The organism is Haloferax sp. Atlit-12N (genome assembly GCF_003383095.1).
In the GTDB taxonomy this organism is placed as follows: domain Archaea; phylum Halobacteriota; class Halobacteria; order Halobacteriales; family Haloferacaceae; genus Haloferax.
The window spans coordinates 35,387-55,365 of record NZ_PSYW01000004.1; the positions used below are offsets into that span (position 1 = coordinate 35,387).

Consider the following 19,979-nt stretch of genomic DNA (forward strand, 5'->3'; position numbering starts at 1 on the left):
ACGTCACTGGCGCGGAAAGCGCTGGTGCTTCCGGCCCCCGGCGCTCCCTCATCGGTTCCGCGTGAGCGTTCGACGCCGTCCCGTCCGCCGGGAACGACGCCGTGGCTTGAACACGGCGGTCCGCGTAGCGCCCGTATGGAGTGGGACGAGCGCTACCGGACCGGAACGTACCCGACCGACCCCGAGCCGTCGCCGGTGCTTCGGGCGTACCTCGACGAACTTCCCGACGGTCGCGCCCTCGACGTGGCCGCCGGAAACGGGCGCAACACGCTCTTTCTCGCTGAAAACGGCTATCGGGTCGACGCGCTCGACCAGTCGGGTGAGGGACTCAGTATTATCGACGAACGCGCCGCCGACCGCGGGTTCGCCGACCGCGTGGAGACGATGCAGGCCGACGCGACGGCCCACGACTTTCCCGAGTCGACGTACGACCTCGTCACCATCAGCTACTTCCGGACGCTGGACCGCCTCGCTGACATCAAGGCGGCGCTGAAACCCGGCGGCGTGCTGTTCTACCAGCACCACCTGCGAGCCGACCCGCCGGCGACGGTCGGGCCGAGCACCGACAGATACCGCTTCGACTCCAACGAACTGCTCCGGGCCTGCCTCGACCTCACCGTGGTCTACTACGACGAATCGACCGAACTGCGCGACGAGCGGCGGTCCGCGACAGCGACGATTATCGCGCGGAACACGAGGGGTGGCGCGCAGTCGTACCCGGAGAGAGGAATAGAGAAATAAGGCTCTGTTGAAACCCTCTTCACGTCTGGCAATTTGCTGAGAGGCTAATTTCTAACCGGACCGACGAAATCAGGTGAAAAGAGTAGCTCCCCTCAATGTCAACGCTGAAGGATTTCAACAGAGCCAGTATTAGCGTATATCGGCTCGGATATGCACGGCAAGTGCGTACATCTACTGAGCGGCTGATTCGTGCTGGACTATACCGGAGATAAGCCACGCATCAGAATCATCCTCCGAGGTTGTGGCTGTCCCAAATTCGGAGGATGGGTTTTGTTGCGTGTCTTATTTTCACACTGTTTAAATTTGAATAGGCTCTTGTCTTGCGGTTTTTCGAATCTATAGTGGTGAGAAAGCTAGGAAAGGTTTTCTGAGTGACATAAAATCAGAATCGACAGGCTGCTCCTATTTCATCAGTATAATGCTTGAACAGAAGACATGCACACTTCCATCCTCCGAAACCGTGGTTGCGAATGCCGGTCAAAACGTTCACGAGATACAGGTACCACAGCGCTTGAGACGCGGACCAACCCGACTTCACCAGGGAGGAATTCGCTATTGAGCCGTAATCAACGGGCGAGAACAAAGAAATGGTTGAACAACTACTGTTCGCCTATTGCCACACCACGGACACTTTTAGTCCCCCACTTTTCGAGAACAGCTCGCTTACTCACTCTGAGTCGATTATCGTAATCCTCGATATCGTTGAGTGGGATACCCAACCTCCAGTTCTAGCGAATCGGACTTCCTTGACGCCAATTTCATAGGTAAATCCGCATCCTGAAGAACTCTCACCACACTCTACTTAAGTTAATCTCCAATTCACGTATAAACTTTTTATAATAGTGAGCCGTATTATGGCATATGAGCCATCAGACGGAATTAGATGACACACACGGTATCTCGATATCTCTCTCAATACCGGCTCAGAACCCAGAATTGTTCAAAAGTAAGGCGACGAACGACATCTTGCTCTTTTTAACCAACCACCGATTCAATCAGTTCTCGCTCCGCAAAGTCGCTGAGCAGATCGACCACTCCCAGCAGACGGTTCGGAGGGCCGTCAACACCCTCGTCGACAATGGGCTGGTAGTCGAGTCACCAAAGAGCAATCAACGGCTCGTCCAAATCAACCGGACGCGGCTCTCCGTTCCAGACGATCCGCTCCTCCGAATCCCTCAACCGGAGTACCAAGGACCTGCAAAAGCCGCCGTCGACGAACTTACCAACCGTCTCGACGGCGTTGTAGGCGTCATCCTCTACGGGAGTGTTGCCCGTGGAGATGCGGACCGACGTAGCGACCTTGACCTCTGGGTACTCACCCAGGGGAATCGTGCCGCAAATCAGCGAGAGGCGAACGCTGTCGCCCGAGACTTAGAAGACGCTGAGTTCAACGGAGACAGATTCGCCTACGATATCGACGTCGAAGCAGTCCAAGCTATCCCCACTTACACGGACGACATTCGGGAGATTGTCATCTCTGGCATTCCAATCTACACGACCAGCAAGTTTGAGACCGTCGAGAATCTCCTCCTTGAGGAAGGTGGAAACGGTGAGTAATGGGTCTGACCCGGCTGACGTCCGTATGCGTTGGATCGCGCTCAAGACGCCTTCGAGATGGTCGGTCGTGGCCGAACAGAGTTCGAGGTCGGGATTAGCGACGGTGACGATTGGAAGACGCAGCTGACGAAAGCATGCCGTCTCATCGAAGTTACTGAAACGCTCCAAGCAGAGGGGAGGTACTACACGGCAGTTATCGAGGTCAGTTTTGGAGCTGTTGAACGGTCTATCGAGGCGTACGCGCTCGCGATGACGAACGATTCGCTGCAGGACTTCCAAGACCATCAGTTCGCGTACGAGCGCGCCCACAAGATCGGTCTGTTCACCAGAGAGACTGCGATGGATATGAAGGACCTGTACCGCGAAAACCGCACAGAAAGCTACTACGGGGGTGGACGTCCCACGAGAGAGCAAGCCGACGCAATGGCTGACCTCGCAACTGCTGTTCACAAGTTTTCCGTGAGCCAAATCCGGCAAGGTGGCGTCTGTCTCTGTGAATCACAGTAGCTCCAGCACGCACATTCTGTCAGGCCCAGGATGGGGAGAGTGTGGCTCTGTTGAAATCCGTAGACTTTGCAGAATCCACGTGACACAGACAGAGGGTGTATGTATCACAGTGACCACTTTAGTTCGACACACATTCTCTGAACCTATCGAGCAGTAGGTCTGCGAATCACCCAATACGTGGGTTATCGCGATTTGAAACAATGGGAGTAAGACGCCGATTCAGTGCTGCAACAACTCCAATAAGAATGAAGAGGCAACCGCTGGCAATCAAGAGATACAGCCCCGGCTCGACTACATACCGCTCTACTGCTAAATAGCTCTGGAACACACTACCGAACACAACGAGTATCAGTCCGCCAGCACCGATGAGAACGACATCCGTCCGCCAGTTCCGGTAGTGTCCCAACACGACAGCCACAACGACGGCCATAACGAGAACGATAACAAGGAAGTCGATGTCTGAAAAACCGGCGTCCAAACCCGCTATGTATTCATCCGTGATGCCGACTGTTTGTTTCCGAACCCATGGAAGCCACGCACCGACGACCGCCAATACTGCAGCCACAATCGTCGCAGTAATATATGCAAATTTCTGCTTGGAGGACATATGTCAGACGAAACGCTGTTCGATTAAATGCTTTCCCTGTACTGAGCGATTCACTTTGGTCACATAGAGTGCCGAAGCGATGACCGACTTGCGCTCTGTATTCAGCACGGCCTCAACAAACTATCAGTGATTAAGGATTTCAACAGAGCCAGAAATAATAAAACCGACACACCAAATCGGGAGTGGCATAGGATTCCTGATGAGCGTTATAACGACCGAAGTAAAATAAATCATAGAGAGTTTTTGAAATACTCGTCTTTTTATTCCGAGTTGAATTGCGCTCACACCCGATATTAGGATTTTTTCAGGGTGCCGGCGGCGGAGTTAAAACATAATATAGATTTGAAAGGTAGTTTATCTAAATCTTCGTTGCGAGACTGCCCGGCGGCGCGCTGTCTTCTTTTGAGAAAGTGTTCGAATGATATTATTTTTTCAACGCTCCCCCGGACCAGTCGGTCGGCGAGAGCAGATAGGGTCCGAACGATGTCCCGGACACGAAGTCGGACTACCGGCCCGCCCGGATTCGGTTCTCTAATCTGAGAAACACATATGTTCTTTCGGGTTCGAACCGATGGTATGTCAACGGACTGGTTCGCTGAATCGGGTTCGACGGGAGAGGTGACCGTCGACGAGGTTTTGTGGGTCAACAAGAACGACACCGGGACGCCGGACATCCTCGGCTACCTCACCGACGAGAGCGCGCCCGAAGGCGTCGCGTTCGTCGTCCCCGATGGCGTGGGTCACCCGTACCTCGGCGAGGGCGCGCGGTTCGAGTTCGCTGGTGCGAAGGACCACCACTACCGCGCGAAAGACCAAGTACAACTGCTGATAACGGACGCGACGCAGTTCACTCAGCTCGCGTCGTCAGGTGAAGGCGTCCACGGGTCAGGACACATCGGCGAGCGAACACGGAGTCGGTCACCAGACGACCGCGAGAAACTCGGAAGTCTTCGAAATATCGCAGAGAGCGCCATCGGCGACGAGACGTTCGTCGAGACGCAATCGGGCGACGACTCGCTCGTCGGGGCGGCGAAGCGTCGGGCTCGAAAACAGCAGCGCGACCCCGCCATCGACCCGCGAACGCGCGCCCTCGCCGAGGACGGAGGAGAGGGTTCGAACCGAGACGACGACTGACCGGCGACCCAAACAGGATTGGCCGGTGACTGATTGGGCTGCGCGTCGAACCGCCTCTGTGGCGGTACGCCAACGCCGCCGCGCCATCATTCAGTCGCCCGTCCGTTCGATTTTTATCGCTCGGCGACAGTCATACACGAATGACCGTGTTGGATTGGCTCGACGAGCCGCGCATCATCGACACGCACGCCCACCAGCCGACCGCGGAGTTCCTCGAAGACGCCGGCGGGGAGATGATGCAAGACGCGGCGAACAGGTTCGGCGCGGAGATGGAGACGTGGAGCTACGAGGAGATGATAGCCGAGTACCGCGAGCACAACATCGGGCGGGCGGTGCTTCTCGGGTGGGACGCCGAGACGAACACCGGGAATCCCCCAGTACCGAACGACTACGTGGCCGAGGTCAGAGACGCGCACGCTGACTTCTTCGTCGGGTTCGGGAGTGTGGACCCGCTGAAAGACGACTGCGTCGAGGAGGCGGTCCGATGCGTTGAGGACCTCGGTCTCTCGGGGTTCAAGTTCCAGCAAATCGCGCAGGGGTTCGACCCGAGTGACGACGAACACAGAGCATTATTCGACACCATCGAGGACCTCGGCGTGCCTGTCGTCTTCCACGGTGGGAACTCCACGCTCGGCGCGTGCTCGCCCGGTGGCAGAGGCCTGAAAATCAAGTACGGCAACCCGATGCTCATCGACGACGTGGCCGCGGAACATCCGGACCTCCAGATTCTCATCGCCCATCCGGCGTACCCGTGGGAGAAAGAGCAACTCGCCATCTGCCAGCAGAAGGGCAACGTCTACATGGACCTCTCGGGGTGGCTCCCGAAGTACATCGACGAGCAGGTGCTCCACTACGCCAAGACCGTCCTGCAGGACAAGGTGATGTTCGGCACCGACTACCCGATGATTCGGCCGGGACGCTGGTTCGAGTCCTTCGAGGAGCACTTCGACGCCTCCGAGGAGGTAAAGCGAAAGCTCCTCTGGGAGAACGCGGAGCGATTCCTCAATTTATAGATATATCTGACGGTCTAGTTCAGTAACATTCAATATGTGTTCTGAATGCGTTCTCGTATGGGGATTGGGATAGTTAACATTCAGATGCGGTATAGTTGGGGAGTGCGATGAAGTACGAGAATAGACAGCTTACTGCGAAGCAACAGGCAATTCTCTATAAAAAGAGAGACAACCCGGACTGGTCTAACACGCGTATAGCAACTGCCGTTGGTTGCTCTGATTCACACGTATCAGAGACGTTGCGTAATTACGACCCAGACAAGCTCAACGACGATGGAACAATTGCGGTACCTGTTGAATCAGAAAAAGAGTCTGCAGGAGGCAGATTGAAATGGGTGATCGCGAGTTTATGTGTCCAGTTTTGGGGCATATTGTACGCGTTTGGCGGTCCAAATAGCGGCGCAATAAGTGGGGACCAAGCACTACTCGTGTTTCTCTTCGCATGGATAGCCACACCTGTCTTAATATTCGCTGATGCCCAGTTACAACATGCTGAGCAGGTGTCCACCCGGCCAAACAGAGTAGTGTGGCCGATAGCGTCATTTTTCATACCCATTGTTGCATCACTGTACTACGTTGTGAAGCGCGTCTAAGCTATTCGAACTCCGGCCGCCGTTTCTCCAAGAACGCGGAAACGCCCTCCTCGTGGGCGTCAGTGTCGTAGGCGAGCGTCTGGGCGTGCGCCTCGTGTTCGAGGCCATCCGCCCACGAACGGCCGAGGTTCGCGTGTATCGCCTCTTTCGCCAGCGCGAGCGTCTCCGTCGGCTGTGCGGCGAGCGTCTCCACCGTCTCGTCCACGGTGGCGTCGAGATTTTCGGGGCCGACCGCCTCGTTCACGAGGTCGAGTTCCGCGGCGCGCTCGGCCGAGATGAGTTTCCCGGTGAAGGCGAGTTCCTTCGCGGCGCGGAGGCCGACCAACCGGGGGAGCGTCACCGTCGCGCCCGCGTCGGGGACGAGACCGACGTTGACGAACGACGCGCCGAATCGAGCGTCGCGGGCGGCGTAGGCGAAGTCGCAGGCGGCGACGACGGAGGTCCCTGCGCCCACGGCGTCGCCGTTGACGCGGGCGACGACCGGCACCGGAGCGGTGAGAATCGCCTCGGCGACGCGGCCGAGGGTGCCGCGAACGCGCTCGTAGGCCTCGCGGGCGGTCTCGTTGCGCTCTGCCATCGCCTGAATGTCGCCGCCGGCGCTGAATGCGTCGCCGTCGCCGGTTATCACCGCGGCGTCGAACGCCTCGGGCGTGAGTGCTTCGAGCGCCGCCGAGAGCTCTCGGGCCACGTCGGCGGTGAACGCGTTTTTCGCCTCGGGTCTGTCGAACGTCACGGTCCGGACGCCGTCGGCGTCGTCGACTCGCATACCCGCGCTACGGGGACGTGGGGTAAATAGCCTCGCCGGCGGACCGCCGGGCGAGCCGAGCGAGTCGGCCGCGGTCCCAGCTCATGCGAGCAGCGCCCCGAACACCGACTGTTGCGCCCGGCGGAGCCGTTCGAGGAACGCCGACTTGCTGATTTCGAGTTCGTCCGCCACGTCCTGAGCCGTGATACTCCGGGGGAGGTCGAAGTACCCCATCTCGACGGCCGTCCGGAGGGCGGCCTCCTGCGCGGGCGTGAGGTCCCACGCTCGACCAATGGGAGATTCCTCGTCCGCCCGAAGCGGGTAGACGCGCTGGAGCTGGATACCGACGGTGTCGCCGGCCGTCTCCATCACGCCGCGGAGCACGTCGTAGCCGACGACCGCCCCGCGCATCGTCGCGCCGCCGTCGTCGTACCGCATCGACTCGACGAGGAAGCCGGCGTCGACGAGTTCGTGAACGACGCAGGGATGTTTCGAGAGACAGCGGAAGGTGTACGTGTCGTCGCCGCTGGTGACGTGGAGGTAGCGGATAGCGTCGTCGTCGTCGAGGGCCTCGGGAAGTCGGTCGTCCGCGGGGGCGGAAAAGTGAAGCAAGACGTTGCCATCAGCGCGGAGTTGCGGCGCGTTCGCGTCGACCGCGACGGGGACCGCGTCGGTCGCCCGCGCCAACGGGCAGTCGTCGCCGTCGATGCGAAACTCGGCCACCAGGCACTCCGCTATCATCGGCGTGTGTGTACGCGACATGGATATAAAAAGGCAGGCCATGGACGGGTCAATTCGTAAGTAGTTATAGATGATAGTTCCTGATAGAAAAATGGACCTCGAAACCGTCAAAGAACGGGCGGGCCCGCGGCAGTTCGCTCCGAAAGACGACATGCCAGAGGAGTACCGCAAGGCCGCGACGCGGATGATTCAGTTCCACGCGAACAGTGAGGTGATGGGCGGGTACCTCGAAAAGCCGTTCATCCGGCAAGCGCCGAGCATCGACCGAAAGCTGGCGTTCTCGGCGAAGGTGCAGGACGAAATCGGCCACGCGCAACTGCTCTACCGCGCGGCCGAGTCCCTCGGCATCAAGACGCGCGACGAGATGCTGGACGAACTCGCCCGCGGCGACGGCAAGTTCCTCAACTGCTTCCACTACCCGATGGAGTCGTGGCACGAGGTGCCGATGATAGCGTTCTTCGTCGACGGCGCGGCCATGCACCGGCAGGCGACGCTCAAGAACACGTCGTGGACGCCGTACGCCCACGCGATGGACAAGGTGTGCTTCGAGGAGGGCTTCCACGTCAAACACGGCGAATCCATCCTCTCCGAGTTGATGAACGGGTCGAAGGCGACCCAAGAGAAGACGCAGGCCGCTTTCGAGACGTGGTGGCCGCGCATCATCCAGTTCTTCGGCCCGACCAACGACAAGTCCGTCCACAACGACTTCGCGCAGGAGGTCGGCCTGAAGACGAAGTCCAACGACGAGCTGCGCGATACCTTCCTCGACACCTACGTTCCGAAGGCCGAAAAGTACGGCCTCGTCGTCCCAGAGTACCCACGCATCGAGTACGACGAGGAGCTCGACACCTACCACGTCAACGAGGACGACCTGAACTGGGACGAGTTCTGGACCATCGCCAAGAACGCCTCGGCGGGGAGCCACGAGCAGATTAACTCCCGCGCACAGGCGCAGGAGGCGGTCGAGTGGGTGCGCGAATCGATGCACAGCTGGGAGGGCGCGTCGGGGGCCGGAACCCCGCAGGCGGCGGACTGAGAACTATGATTTGGGAAGTATTCAGACAGGATAAACCGGGAGCATACCACAAACACTGCGGCAACGTCCACGCGCCGGACCGCGAGTTGGCGCTCCAGTTCGCGGCCGTCCAGCACGGCCGACGGATGAAGACCCACAGCCTGTGGGTCGTCCCGCACGACGAAATCGGCGAAATCGACGCCGACGAGACGAGCTTCGGCGGAACGACCGACAAGACCTACCGCTGGGCGACCTCGTACACGGACATCGAACCGGCCGCGCCGGAAGTCGCCGAAAGCGAGGCCGAGCAGGCCGACGTGGAGAAATCGCTCGAGGCGGACAGCTAACCATGCCCGACGCACTCAATCCCGAAGACCTCGACGCCGAACAGCGCGCCGCGCTCGAAGAGCTGCTGTTCCGCCTCGCGGACGACGAGTACGTCCACGGCGAGCGCCTCATCGAGTGGCAGATTTACGCGCCGACGCTGGAATCCGACCTCGCGTTGGCGAACGTCGCACAGGACGAGTTCGGCCACGCCCGCCTGTGGTACGACCTGCTCGAAGAACTCGGCCACACCGAGGCGGAACTCATCTGGGAGCGCCCCGCCGACGAGTTCAGACACGCCACGCTGGTCGAACTCCCGTTCGCGGAGGGCGACTGGGCCGACGTAGTCCTGCGGTGCTACCTCTACGACGCCGCCGAGCGCCTGCAACTCGACGCGCTCGTCGAAACAAGCTACGCGCCGCTCGCCGACCGCGTCGGCAAGGTGCTGAGCGAGGAGCGCTACCACCTCGAAAACGCCCAGAGCTGGCTCGACCGCCTCGCCGAGGGCGACAGCCGCGACCGCGTGCAAGACGCGCTCGACCGGCTGTTCCCCCACGCGCTCTCGCTTTTCGCCGAGCCCGACCACGAGGCGGAAATCAGGGACCACGGCTTCCGGACGATGTCCACCGCCGACCTCCGCATCGAGTGGCTGGAGACGGTCATCCCGTACCTCGAATCGCTCGGGCTCGACGTGCCCGAACCCGACGAGGTCGAGCGCCCGAGCGCCCGCGGTCGCGACGGCACCCACACCGACCACTGGGACGAACTGGCCGGGGAGTTCCGGCGGACGTACGAGGAGCTCGAAGCGCCCGAGCCGGCGCGAATCGGCAGGGAGCGTGTCTGACGTGAGCGCCGACGACGCGCCCGACGCGACCGCCTGCGGCTACACGGAGTACGTCGACGGCGAGGTGCCCGAGGGATTCCCGAAGACGGGAGTCGGAGCCACGGGCGTCGAAGCCGACATCTGGGACGCCCTCTACGAAATCGAGGACCCCGAGATGCCGGTGAGCATCGTCGACCTCGGCCTCATCTACGACGTTCGCGTCGTCGAGCAGGAGGGCGAAGACGGCGAGACGAAGACGCTCGGTATCGTCGAGATGACGCTGACGTACACCGGCTGTCCGGCGCGCGACTACCTCGAAAACGACGTGCAGTGTGCGATTCTGGCGGCCGGCGTCGACGAGGCGTCCGTGCGGCTCCGGTTCACGCCGGAGTGGACCGTCGACATGGTGACTGAGGCGGGCCGCGAGGCCCTCCGCGAGTTCGGACTGGGGGTGTGAGCGATGCGCCGCTTCGACCCCAGTACCGAGACGACGGGCGAAACGTCGGGCGCGGAGTGCCCGTACTGCGGCGGCACGAACACCGTCCGCGAGCACCCGAAGGGGCCGGGACTGTGCCGGTCGATGCACTTCTGTAACGACTGTCAAGAGCCGTTCCAGCGGTTCGAATAGCGTCGGCGGAGAGACTGGAGACGCACGGTTTTTCGAGAACGATGTCCGCGGAGCGCCGCGGCGGTCGGTCGGGGGCGGCGGGTCGAGGGCCGCCGAAGCTTCAGCGAATTGCGAGCCGAATTCGCGGGCGAATCAGCCGAGGTTGAGGTTCACGTTCTTCGCCTGTGTGAACTCGCGGACGGCCTCCGCACCCTGCTCGCGGCCGTGGCCGCTCTGTTTCGTGCCGCCGAAGGGCGTCTGCGGGAACGTGACCGGGTACTCGTTGACGCTGACCATTCCGTAGTCGAGCGCGTCGGCGACGTCGTGGGCGCGAGAGAGCCCCTCGGTCCAGACGCCGGCGAGAAGCCCGTACGGCGAGTCGTTGGCGAGTTCGACTGCCTCCGCTCGGTCCGAGAACTCGGTAACGACGAGGACCGGACCGAATATCTCCTCGCGGGCCACGGTCATGTCGTTCGTCACGTCGGTGAGAACCGTCGGCTCCACGAAGTAGCCGGTCTCTTTGTCCTCGGGGACGCCCCCGCCGCAGGCGACGGTCGCGCCCTCCTCGACGCCGAGAGAGATGTACTCCAACACGTCCTCGCGGTGGGACTCGCTGACGACCGGCCCCATCCGGCCGTCGTCGTCGATACCGGAGCCGAGCGGGGTCGACTCGGCGCGCGCGACGATTCGCTCGACGAGGTCGTCGGCCACGTCCTCGTGGACGAGCAGGCGCGACCCGGCCCAGCACATCTGGCCGGCGTTCATGAAGATGCCGTAGTGGACGCCCTTGGCGGCGGCGTCGAGGTCGGCGTCGGGGAAGACGACGTTGGGGCCCTTCCCGCCGAGTTCGAGCGTGACCCCGGTCACGTTGGCCGCGGCGTCGGCCATGACGCCTTTACCGACGTCGGTGCTGCCGGTGAAGGTGACGTGCGCCACGTCGGGGTGCGACGCGAGCGCCGACCCCGCCTCGGACCCGCTTCCGGGAACCACGTTCACCACGCCGTCGGGGAGGCCGGCTTCCTCGGCCGCGAGGCCGTAGTAGAGCGCCGAAAGCGGCGTCTGGCTGGAGGGCTTTACCACCGCCGTGTTGCCGCAGGCGAGCGCCGGCGCGAGACTGCGCCCCGCGAGTTGGAAGGGGTAGTTCCATGGGACGATGTGTCCGGTGACGCCGAGCGGTTCGCGGGTCGTGTAGTTGACGCGCCGGCCGGGGACGGGGTTGTACTCGCCGGTCACCTTGTCGGTCCACCCGGCGTAGTAGCGGAAGGTGTCGACGACCATCTGGACCTCCATACCGGCCTCGAACGGCGTCTTGCCGTTATCGTGGGACTCGACGAGCGCGATCTCGTCTTTCCGCGCCTCGATGAAGTCGGCCATCGCGCGCAGTTTCTCGCCGCGCTCGGCCGCGCTCGTGGTCTCCCACTCGCCGCCGCGAGCGCCCGCCGATTTCGCCGCCCGCACCGCAGCGTCGACGTCCGCCTCGCCCGCGCTGGCGACCTCGGCGTAGGGCGCTTCGGTCGCCGGGTCGCGCGTCTCGATAGTCTCGTCCGATGCCGCGGCTACCCAGTCCCCGTCGATGTAGAGACTGGTCGGGCCACTGTATTCCATTACGAAATACCCTTTTCGCGCACAATATTAACTATTGTTGATTACTAACTTCGCGGCGGGCGGGGAACTCAACCGGTCTTGTAGACACCCCTCGCGGTCGCCACGTGATTCCCGTCCGTCGCGTACACGTCCACGTCCACGGTTCCCACGTCGCCGCCGAGTCGGACCACGTCGGCCTCGGCGCGGAGGTCACCGGTTCCCGCGTTGAGGTAGTCGATTCGCATGTCGATAGTCGGGACGGGCTGGTCGACCTCGCTGACGAGCGCCGCGCCGCCGACCGTGTCCGCGAGGGTGAACGTCACGCCGCCGTGGGCCATCACTCGGTCGGCGTTCCACGACAGTTCCTCGCGCATCTCGATTCGACCCTCCGCGTGCCCGTCTGCGGCCTCGGTGACTTCGACGCCCAAGAGCCGCGCGAACGGCATGCTCTCGAAGAACTCCTCGATGTCCATGCCATCAGTTCGCACAGGTGCGTTAAGTTCGTTTCGTCGGTCGGCCCCGGCCGGGCGGCCGACGAGACCCCGGGGGTCGTCAGTCAGCCATCGAGACGCCGAGGTACCGGTCGAGCACCTCGTCGGCGGCCGCGACCTCGTCGGCGGGGCCCTCGTGGACGACCCGGCCCTTGTCGAGTATGTAGACGTAGTCCGCGGCGTCGAGGGCGACCTGTACGTTCTGTTCGACCAGAAGGATGGTCGCGCCGTCGTCGTTCAGTTCCTCGATTTTTCGCTGGACCTGTTTGACGATAGCGGGCGCGAGCCCTTCGGTCGGTTCGTCGAGCAACAGGAGGTCCGGCGCGGAGACGAGCGCGCGGGCGATGGCGAGCATCTGCTGTTCACCGCCCGAGAGGTTCGCCCCCCGGCTGTTCCGGTGGCGCGCGAGGTTCTCGAACTCGTCGACGATGGCGTCGACGCTCGGTTTCTCGACGTCTCGACGACCGCCGATGCGGCCGATTTCGACGTTCTCGGTGACGGTCAGGCCGGGGAAGACGCGGCGCTCCTCGGGAACGAGTGCGATGCCCTCGCGGGCGGTCTTCTCCGGCGACAGCGTCGTGATGTCCGTCCCGTCGAAGGTGATGGTCCCCTCGGACGGCGGGACGTTCCCGAGGATGCTCCGGAGCGTCGTCGTCTTGCCGACGCCGTTGCGCCCGATGAGCGTGACGACCGACCCCCGAGGCACGTCGAGGTCGATGCCCTGCAGGACGCGGGTCGACCCGTAGCCCGAGACGAGTCCGCGGACGGACAAGAGCGGTTCGTCGCTCACGCCTCGACACCCCCGAAGTAGGCCTCGCGGACCTCCGAGTCCTCCGAGACGGCCTCGGGCGTCCCCTCGGCCAGTACCTCGCCGCGGTGGAGGACCGTGATGCGGTCGGACACCCGCATCACGAGGTCGATGTCGTGTTCGATGAGCAGGAGCGTCCGGTCCGACAGCACCTCGTCGATGAGGTCCATCGTGGCCCGCGTCTCCTCGGCGCTCATGCCGGCGGTCGGTTCGTCCAGAAGCACCATGTCGGGGTCGGTGGCGAGCACGATGGCGATTTCGAGCCGGCGCTTGTCACCGTAGGCGAGCACGTCCGCGGGTTCGTCGCCGCGGCCCAAGAGGCCGGAGCGGTCGAGCACGCGGTCGGTGTGCTCGTTCACGTCGTCGAAGGCGTCGCTTCGCCGGAGGTACTCTTCGACCGGCGTGAAACCGCCCTCGCGGGCCGCCTGCGCGGCGAGGCGGACGTTCTCGCGGACCGTGAGCCCCGAGAAGACGTTCGTGATTTGGAACGACCGGCCGAGGCCGCGGCGCACGCGCTCGTGCGGCGGGAGCGCGGTCACGTTCTCGCCGTCGAACGTCACGGTGCCGCGGGTCGGCCGGAGCGCGCCGGTCAAGAGGTTAAACATGGTCGTCTTGCCGGCCCCGTTCGGGCCGATGAGGCTCCGGAACTCGCCGCGTTCCACGTCGAGGGTCACGTCGTCGACGGCGACGAGTTTGCCGAACTCCTTCGTCAGGTTCTCGGTCCGCAGTATCGGGTCACTCATGGCGGTCTACCTCCGGGTCGGTGACGCCGGCCTGTTCGCCGACGCGGTCGCCGAATCGGTCGCCGACGGCCGATTCGAAAAGCGGGTGGTCCGCCACCGTCTGCGGGAGCGACACGAGCCCCCGCGGCACGAAGATGACGAACAGGACGAACAGCACGCCGATGACGAGCTGCCACTGGTCGATGTACGACGAGAGCACGTCCTCCGCGGCGACGAAGACGCCCGCGCCGAGCATCGGCCCGTAGAGCGTCCCCATGCCGCCGAGGACGGTCATCACGATTACCTCGCCCGAGTTTATCCAGTGGAGAAACGACGGCGCGACGTAACCGTTGTTGGCGGCGAACAGCCCGCCGGCGAGCCCCGCGAGGCCGCCGGAGACGACGAAGGCGCGGCGCTTGTAGGCGGTCACGTCGTAGCCGATGAACGAGGCGCGCTCTTCGCTCTCGCGGATGGACTGCAGCACCGAGCCGAACGGTGCGCGGATGAGGCGGCGGGCCAGCAGGTACGACCCGACCACGACGGCGAGGAGGAAGTAGTACTGGACGACGCCGCCGTCGAGGACGAACGGACCCAGCGGGACCGCGAACTCGCCGGGGTCGATGCCGAGGCCGGCGAGACCGTAGAACGCGTCGACGCCGAACAGGCCGTCGGAGCCGCCGGTGAAGTCGAACTTGAACACGGCGTTGTAGAACAGCTCCGCGAACCCGAGGGTTATCATGGCGAAGAACACCCCGGACACGCGTATCGAGAGGTAGCCGACGCCCCACGCGATGGCCGCGCAGACAGCGACGGCGACGACGAGCGCGACGAACACCGACGGTGAGACGTGCATGAGCGTGAGAACCGAGGCGTACGCGCCAACCCCGTAGAACAGCGTGTGACCGAGCGAGACGAGGCCCGCGTAGCCGAGCACGAGGTCGAGGCTGAGCGCGAACAGCGCCCAGATGAGGATGTCTTCGAGAAGCGTCACGGAGTAGGTGACGCCGGTCACCTCCGCGAGAAGCGGGACGATGAGGAGCGCGCCAACGCCGGCGTAACCGAGTTTCGCGCGGGTCTCCGCGGACAGCACGCCGCCGCCGGAGCCGTGGAGGAGCGCGCCGTCGTGGTGGTCGCCCGCGCCGACGCTCGTGCCGAACAGTCCCGTCGGCTTGACGACGAGCACGGCAATCATGAGCAGGAAGACGATGAGTCCCTCCAAGAACGGCGCGTACGTCCGGGCGAACGTCTGGACGAGACCGACGAACAAACCGCCGACCACGGCCCCGCGGAACGACCCGAGGCCACCCAGAACGACGATGACGAACGCCGGGATGATGACCGAGCTCCCCATCGTCGGGCTGACGTTCTGGTACGCGCCGAGGACGATGCCGGCGACGCCGGCGAGCGCCGCGCCGAACCCGAACGTGAGGGTGTAGTAGCGGTCGATGTTGATGCCGAGGGTACGGACCATCTCGCGGTCCTCGGAGCCGGCGCGGATTATCATCCCGAAGCGGGTGCGGTTCAACAGGAGCCACGTGCCGAGCGCCAGCGCCGACCCGAAGACGATGATGCCGTAGTTGTACAGCGAGTAGTTGAACCCGAACAGCGCGACCGGTTGGTCGAGGACCGAGGGAACCGGAAACGGCTGGGCGGACTTGCCCCACACCGACGTGATGAGGTCGTTGATGATGAGGACGAGCCCGAACGTCAGGAGGATGTGGTACAGTGGGTCGCGGCCGTACAGCCGCTTGACGGTGAGCCGCTCGATGCCCATCCCGACGACGCCGACGAGGAGGGGCGCGACGACGAGCGCGACCCAGAAGCCCGCGCCACCGAGAGGGCCGGCGATGGCGAACGCGAAGTACGCGCCGAGGGCGAACAGCTCGCCGTGGGCGAAGTTGATGACGTCCATGACGCCGAAGATGATGGAGAGTCCGGCCGCGAGCAGGACGTACACCATCCCGACGACGAGGCCGTTGAGGACCTGCTCGGCGACGGCACTAGCGACCGACATGCTAGAGCGAGCAGCCGAGTTCGCCGCAGTCGGGGAGCGCGTCCGCCCCGGCGATCATCTCGCCGAGTTCGACGGCCGCGGGACCGCTCCCGCCGTCCGGCGCGACGAGTTCGCCCGGCCACACCGGGTTCATCGCCTGATGGTCGCAGTCGCGGAACTGGTTCGGCCCGAGAATCGTGTCCATTTCGAGGCCCGGAAGCACCTCCTTGACCTCCGCGGGGTCGGTCGACCCGGCCTCCGCGATGCCCCGCGCAGTCATCCGAATGGACATGTACGCGGCCCGCGCGAAGTTGTCCGGGAGAGAGTCGTACTCGCTTCGGTAGGCCTCGACGAACGACTGGTTGTCGCCCGTTTCGAGCGTCGGCAGGTAGCGGACCCCGCCGTAGGTGCCGTAGGCGGCTTCGCCGAGCGCGCCGCGGACGACCGAGAACGTCATCGTCGGCGACATGAGGTTCACGCTCTCTTTGAGCCCCTGGCTCGCCGCCTGCTTGACGAAGTTGATGAGGTCACCGCCGGTCATGCCGAGAACCGCCACCTCGGCATCGGAGTTGGCGATTTGGCTGACGTAGGAGTTGTAGTTAGTCGAGCCGAGTTGCGAGCGACTCCGGCCGACGACTTCGATGTCGTGACCGTCGCGCATGCGGCGCTCGACGCGCTGCATCACCGACTCGCCGTAGGCGTAGTCGGCGATGTGGAACCACACCTTGGTACCGAGGTTCTCGGCGGTGTAGTCGGAGACGGCTTCGGCCATCTGCGCCGTGTTCGTCTCGGCGCGGAACACCCACTCGTTGCAGTTCGACCCCGTGATGGGAACCGCGGCCCCGCCGGGGTTGTAGATAATCTCCTCTTCGGCCGCGAACTCGTTGAGCGCGAGCGCGACGCTGGACGATATCGCGCCCATGAGATACGACGCCCCGTCCTGTTCGACGACGGACTGCGCCTTCCGCCGGCCGGTCGAGGGGTCCGCCTCGGTGTCCTCGTAGACGCCCGTTATCTCCACGTCGATGTCCGCGTTCTCGTTGACGTGCCGTATCGCTAACTCGGCCCCGTTTCGCTGGCCGACCGCGAGACCGCCGTACGGGCCGGTCATCGGGCTAATCACTCCATAGGTGATGGCGTTCGACCCGCCACCCCCACCGCCGCCGAGACAGCCGGCGACGCCCGTCAGCCCGGTCACGCCCGCCAACCCAGCCGCCTGTACGAACCGTCGCCGCGACGGACGCGGCTGTGCGCCGCTGTCCGCTGAACAATCGTCTCTCATGGTGTGTATGTTCACATGTAACATGAAAAACTTCACGTTTAAATGTTTGCGTTTCGTCGGCGACAAGAACGTCGCGTTCGGCCCTGAACCGCCGATTCGGTCCCTCAGACGAGTCGCGGACAGACCTCGTCGCCGAGTCGGCGGACGCACTCGACCATCCGGTCGGTGCCGATGCCGGGGTGGTAGGTACGGAAGATGAAGTGGATGTCGTCGCCGAGCGCGTCGCGGTAGCGGTCGAGTTCCGCGACCACGTCGTCGGGCGTGCCGAAGATGGCCTGTGCTTTGAGTTCCGCCCGGCGCTCGTCGGACAGTTCGGGGACCTCGTCGCCGGAGAATATCTCGGCGTACCGGCGCTGGAGGTAGAGATAGCCGTCTCTCATCGCGTCCCACGCCTCGGCTTTCGAGTCGCCGACGAACCCGTGTTGGAGGACGTATATCGTGAACTCACCGTCGAGTCCTTCGGCCTCCCGGACGCTCCGGATGTCCTCGACGCGCTTGCGCAGGCCGTTGAGAGAGAGCGACGACGGCGCACACCACGCGTCCGCCGTCCGGGCCGCCCGGCGAACCGCGGGCTTGGCCGCGCCGCCGAGCATGAGGGGCACGTCGTGTGCCGGTTTGGGCGTCACGTCGACACCGGTCGAACCCTCGTGAAACGGCGACTCGTGTGCTATCGGACCGTCTGACCACGCGTCGCGGAGGAGGGAGACCGTGTCGGCGAGGCGGTCGACGCGCTCGTCTCGCGGAACGCCGAAGGCGTCGAACTCGCGGGGGTTCGAGCCGATTGCGAGGCCGAGCGTCGTTCGCCCGCCCGAGATGAGGTCGACCGTCGCCGCGTCCTCCGCGAGCCGGAGCGGGTCGTACAGCGGCGCGAGCGCGATACACGTCCCGAGTTCGACCGACTCGGTCGCCGCCGCGAGCGCCCCGAGCGCGGGCATCGTCCCCGAGAGGTAGCCGTCGGGCATGAAGTGGTGTTCGGACACCCACGCGCTGTCGAGGCCGGCGTCGTCTATCGCGCAGCCGAGCGTCAGCATCTCGTCGTACAGGTCGGCCATCGGCCGGTCGTCGTCCGGCCGCCGCTGGCAGGTGAACAGTCCCGTCCCGAGTTTCATGACTCTGAGTTCGTACCTTAGCTATTAATAGTTAGGAACACTGAGTTCGTCGGAGATGAGTCCCGACGATTCGGTACCCTCGGATTCGACGACCGCGGCCGCGACTGAGCCAGCGCCGCCGGCCGCGCGCGTCGACCACGTGGGAATCGCCGTCGAGGACGTCGAGGCCACCGAGCCGACGCTGTTCGCGCTCGGCTGCGAGCGCGTCCACCGCGAGACGGTCGCGGACGGCTCGTTCGAGTGGGCGACCTACGTCCTCGGCGACGCCTCCAGAATCGAACTCGTCGCGCCCGTCGAAGGAGAGTCGTTTCTGACGACCTTCCTCGACGAGCACGGCCCCGGCCTCCACCACGTCACGCTGGAGGTGTCGGACATCGACGCGATGGTCGCCGCCCTCGAAGCCGCGGGCGAGCGTGTCGTGGGGTACGCGGTGGAAGACGGCTGGACCGAGGCGTTCGTCTCGCCGCGAAACCCGACCGGCGCGCTCTTTCAGTTGATGGAGTACCACGACAACTACGGCGAGAAGGGAGCCGACGACGCGTTGTTCGTCCGCGGCGAGCGGTTGGATTCGTGACTCCAGGGGTCGGGAAGCCGCCTTACTCCGCGGCCGACTTCGTCTTGATGAGGAACTTCATGTCGCCTTCGAGGACGACGGTGCCGTCCTGCTTCGTCATCTCGATTTCGAGGACGACCAAGCCGGCGTCGTCGCGGCTCCCGAGGTCCTTCCGCTCCGAGACGACCATCGTCTGCGAGAGCGTGTCGCCGATGAACACCGGGTTCGGTAGGTCCATGTAGTTCATCCCGAGGAAGGCGATGGCGGTGCGCTCGACGATGCCCGACCGGTACACGAAGCCGGTCGACTGGACGAATGTCATCGGCCCGTGGGCGATTCGCTGGCCGAACTGGGTGTCTTCCGCGTACTCGCTGTTCGTGTGGAGTTCGGTCCAGTCGCCCGAGAGCGCGGAGTGCATCATGAAGTCCGCCTCGGTGACGGTGCGACCGACGCTCTGGAACTCTTTGCCCTCCTCGAAGTCCTCGAAGTAGTGCGGTTCGTAGCTGTATGCCATACCTCACCGTCACCGCCATCAGATAAAGTAGTTTACATACCTATCTTTCCTGACAATCGGTGCCTACTTGGGGAGCGCAGGACGACGTGTGGTCGCATGTCGGAGCCAGACGACTACGCGGAGATACGGGAGCGCGCCTCGAACGACCCCTACTGCGGGCGCGTCGGCATCGACCTCGCCGAGGTCGGCGACGGGTACGCGGAGACGACGCTGACCGTGGCCGAAGACCACCTGAACTTCCACGGGACGCCCCACGGGGGCGCGGTGTACAGCCTCGCGGACGCGGCCTTCGCGGCCGCTTCGAACAGCCACGGTGACGCCGCGTTCGCGCTGGAGACGAACATCTCGTACCTCGCGGCCGCCGAGGTGGGCGAGACGCTCCGCGCGGTCGCCCGGGAGACGCACCTCGGGGGACGGACCGCGGAGTACGAGGTCGTCGTCTCCGGCGGGGACGGAGAGCGAATCGCGACCTTTCGAGGGCGCGTCTACAAGCCCGGCGGGCGCTGACGGCGCGCG

Annotated in this window: 24 protein-coding genes; 13 read left to right on the forward strand and 11 right to left on the reverse strand. The window is 63.8% G+C overall.

The genetic code is table 11. The features are described 5' to 3' along the window. Positions 1-135 precede the first annotated feature (135 nt). The 3 genes from C5B90_RS16525 to C5B90_RS16535 all read left to right on the forward strand — a co-directional run bounded on the left by C5B90_RS16525 (position 136) and on the right by C5B90_RS16535 (position 2,805). Positions 136-741, forward strand: coding sequence for a class I SAM-dependent methyltransferase (locus C5B90_RS16525; protein WP_115883077.1), 606 nt, complete (start codon positions 136-138; stop codon positions 739-741). Between the two features lie 861 nt (positions 742-1,602). After that, positions 1,603-2,298: a nucleotidyltransferase domain-containing protein gene (locus C5B90_RS16530; RefSeq protein WP_115883078.1), complete on the forward strand. Its 696-nt coding sequence runs from the start codon at positions 1,603-1,605 to the stop codon at positions 2,296-2,298. A 57-nt stretch (positions 2,299-2,355) separates the two neighbouring features. Further along, positions 2,356-2,805 (forward strand): DNA-binding protein, encoded by a 450-nt coding sequence (locus C5B90_RS16535; protein ID WP_115883283.1) that lies wholly within the window; start codon positions 2,356-2,358, stop codon positions 2,803-2,805. A gap of 166 nt (positions 2,806-2,971) precedes the next feature. Here the strand turns inward: C5B90_RS16535 and C5B90_RS20930 are convergent, their stop codons facing one another. Then, positions 2,972-3,412 (reverse strand): hypothetical protein, encoded by a 441-nt coding sequence (locus C5B90_RS20930; protein ID WP_199517532.1) that lies wholly within the window; start codon positions 3,410-3,412, stop codon positions 2,972-2,974. A gap of 576 nt (positions 3,413-3,988) precedes the next feature. Here C5B90_RS20930 and C5B90_RS16545 point away from each other — a divergent pair. The 3 genes from C5B90_RS16545 to C5B90_RS20410 all read left to right on the forward strand — a co-directional run bounded on the left by C5B90_RS16545 (position 3,989) and on the right by C5B90_RS20410 (position 6,152). Then, entirely contained in the window at positions 3,989-4,546 is a 558-nt protein-coding gene (locus C5B90_RS16545) for a hypothetical protein (RefSeq protein WP_233512089.1), read from the forward strand. A 140-nt stretch (positions 4,547-4,686) separates the two neighbouring features. Then, positions 4,687-5,559 carry an amidohydrolase family protein gene (locus tag C5B90_RS16550; RefSeq protein WP_115883079.1) on the forward strand — a complete coding sequence of 291 codons (873 nt, stop codon included), beginning with the start codon at positions 4,687-4,689 and terminating at the stop codon, positions 5,557-5,559. A gap of 107 nt (positions 5,560-5,666) precedes the next feature. Next, positions 5,667-6,152 (forward strand): hypothetical protein, encoded by a 486-nt coding sequence (locus tag C5B90_RS20410; RefSeq protein ID WP_148708236.1) that lies wholly within the window; start codon positions 5,667-5,669, stop codon positions 6,150-6,152. Between the two features lies 1 nt (position 6,153). On the opposite strand, the gene C5B90_RS16555 is transcribed toward C5B90_RS20410, so the two are convergent. Together C5B90_RS16555 and C5B90_RS16560 are read right to left on the reverse strand one after the other, a co-directional pair. Then, on the reverse strand, positions 6,154-6,918 hold the full coding sequence (locus C5B90_RS16555) for an enoyl-CoA hydratase/isomerase family protein (RefSeq protein ID WP_115883080.1): 765 nt from the start codon (positions 6,916-6,918) through the stop codon (positions 6,154-6,156). Between the two features lie 81 nt (positions 6,919-6,999). After that, the gene (locus tag C5B90_RS16560) at positions 7,000-7,638 is read right to left on the reverse strand and encodes a helix-turn-helix domain-containing protein (protein WP_115883081.1); all 639 of its coding nucleotides are present in this window, start codon (positions 7,636-7,638) and stop codon (positions 7,000-7,002) included. Between the two features lie 91 nt (positions 7,639-7,729). On the opposite strand from C5B90_RS16560, the gene paaA reads away from it, so the two are divergent. From paaA to paaE, 5 genes are read left to right on the forward strand one after another with little or no spacing between them, the layout of a single operon-like run. Continuing rightward, the gene (gene paaA, locus C5B90_RS16565) at positions 7,730-8,674 is read left to right on the forward strand and encodes a 1,2-phenylacetyl-CoA epoxidase subunit PaaA (RefSeq protein ID WP_115883082.1); all 945 of its coding nucleotides are present in this window, start codon (positions 7,730-7,732) and stop codon (positions 8,672-8,674) included. A gap of 5 nt (positions 8,675-8,679) precedes the next feature. Further along, on the forward strand, positions 8,680-9,000 hold the full coding sequence (gene paaB, locus C5B90_RS16570) for a 1,2-phenylacetyl-CoA epoxidase subunit PaaB (protein ID WP_004040859.1): 321 nt from the start codon (positions 8,680-8,682) through the stop codon (positions 8,998-9,000). A gap of 2 nt (positions 9,001-9,002) precedes the next feature. Continuing rightward, positions 9,003-9,821: a 1,2-phenylacetyl-CoA epoxidase subunit PaaC gene (gene paaC, locus C5B90_RS16575; protein ID WP_115883083.1), complete on the forward strand. Its 819-nt coding sequence runs from the start codon at positions 9,003-9,005 to the stop codon at positions 9,819-9,821. Then, positions 9,814-10,257, forward strand: a complete 444-nt coding sequence (paaD, locus tag C5B90_RS16580) for a 1,2-phenylacetyl-CoA epoxidase subunit PaaD (protein ID WP_115883084.1) — start codon at positions 9,814-9,816, stop codon at positions 10,255-10,257. The genes paaC and paaD overlap by 8 nt, the downstream gene beginning before the upstream one ends. Before the next feature lie 3 nt (positions 10,258-10,260). Next, positions 10,261-10,428: a 1,2-phenylacetyl-CoA epoxidase subunit PaaE gene (gene paaE / locus C5B90_RS20935; RefSeq protein WP_004040862.1), complete on the forward strand. Its 168-nt coding sequence runs from the start codon at positions 10,261-10,263 to the stop codon at positions 10,426-10,428. 132 nt (positions 10,429-10,560) lie between these two features. Here paaE and C5B90_RS16585 read toward each other — a convergent pair whose 3' ends face one another. The 7 genes from C5B90_RS16585 to C5B90_RS16615 form a co-directional block, all read right to left on the reverse strand. Then, entirely contained in the window at positions 10,561-12,012 is a 1,452-nt protein-coding gene (locus C5B90_RS16585) for an aldehyde dehydrogenase (protein ID WP_115883085.1), read from the reverse strand. Positions 12,013-12,080: 68 nt separating this feature from the next. Further along, positions 12,081-12,464, reverse strand: coding sequence for a PaaI family thioesterase (locus tag C5B90_RS16590; protein ID WP_004978316.1), 384 nt, complete (start codon positions 12,462-12,464; stop codon positions 12,081-12,083). A 79-nt stretch (positions 12,465-12,543) separates the two neighbouring features. Then, a complete protein-coding gene (locus C5B90_RS16595) occupies positions 12,544-13,272 on the reverse strand; it encodes an ABC transporter ATP-binding protein (RefSeq protein ID WP_115883086.1) in 729 nt (242 codons plus the stop codon). Continuing rightward, entirely contained in the window at positions 13,269-14,033 is a 765-nt protein-coding gene (locus C5B90_RS16600; protein ID WP_115883087.1) for an ABC transporter ATP-binding protein, read from the reverse strand. Before C5B90_RS16600 ends, C5B90_RS16595 begins: the two co-directional genes overlap by 4 nt. After that, positions 14,026-16,026 carry an ABC transporter permease gene (locus C5B90_RS16605; RefSeq protein ID WP_115883088.1) on the reverse strand — a complete coding sequence of 667 codons (2,001 nt, stop codon included), beginning with the start codon at positions 16,024-16,026 and terminating at the stop codon, positions 14,026-14,028. The genes C5B90_RS16600 and C5B90_RS16605 overlap by 8 nt, the downstream gene beginning before the upstream one ends. A 1-nt stretch (position 16,027) precedes the next feature. Then, positions 16,028-17,212, reverse strand: a complete 1,185-nt coding sequence (locus C5B90_RS16610; RefSeq protein ID WP_115883089.1) for an ABC transporter substrate-binding protein — start codon at positions 17,210-17,212, stop codon at positions 16,028-16,030. Positions 17,213-17,391: 179 nt separating this feature from the next. Then, positions 17,392-18,396 (reverse strand): LLM class flavin-dependent oxidoreductase, encoded by a 1,005-nt coding sequence (locus tag C5B90_RS16615; protein WP_115883090.1) that lies wholly within the window; start codon positions 18,394-18,396, stop codon positions 17,392-17,394. Between the two features lie 55 nt (positions 18,397-18,451). On the opposite strand from C5B90_RS16615, the gene C5B90_RS16620 reads away from it, so the two are divergent. Beyond that, positions 18,452-18,970, forward strand: a complete 519-nt coding sequence (locus C5B90_RS16620) for a VOC family protein (protein WP_115883091.1) — start codon at positions 18,452-18,454, stop codon at positions 18,968-18,970. Between the two features lie 22 nt (positions 18,971-18,992). Here C5B90_RS16620 and C5B90_RS16625 read toward each other — a convergent pair whose 3' ends face one another. After that, the gene (locus C5B90_RS16625; RefSeq protein ID WP_004040870.1) at positions 18,993-19,463 is read right to left on the reverse strand and encodes a MaoC/PaaZ C-terminal domain-containing protein; all 471 of its coding nucleotides are present in this window, start codon (positions 19,461-19,463) and stop codon (positions 18,993-18,995) included. A 96-nt stretch (positions 19,464-19,559) separates the two neighbouring features. Here C5B90_RS16625 and C5B90_RS16630 point away from each other — a divergent pair, with 96 nt between their 5' ends. Next, on the forward strand, positions 19,560-19,970 hold the full coding sequence (locus tag C5B90_RS16630) for a PaaI family thioesterase (protein ID WP_115883092.1): 411 nt from the start codon (positions 19,560-19,562) through the stop codon (positions 19,968-19,970). Positions 19,971-19,979 lie beyond the last annotated feature (9 nt).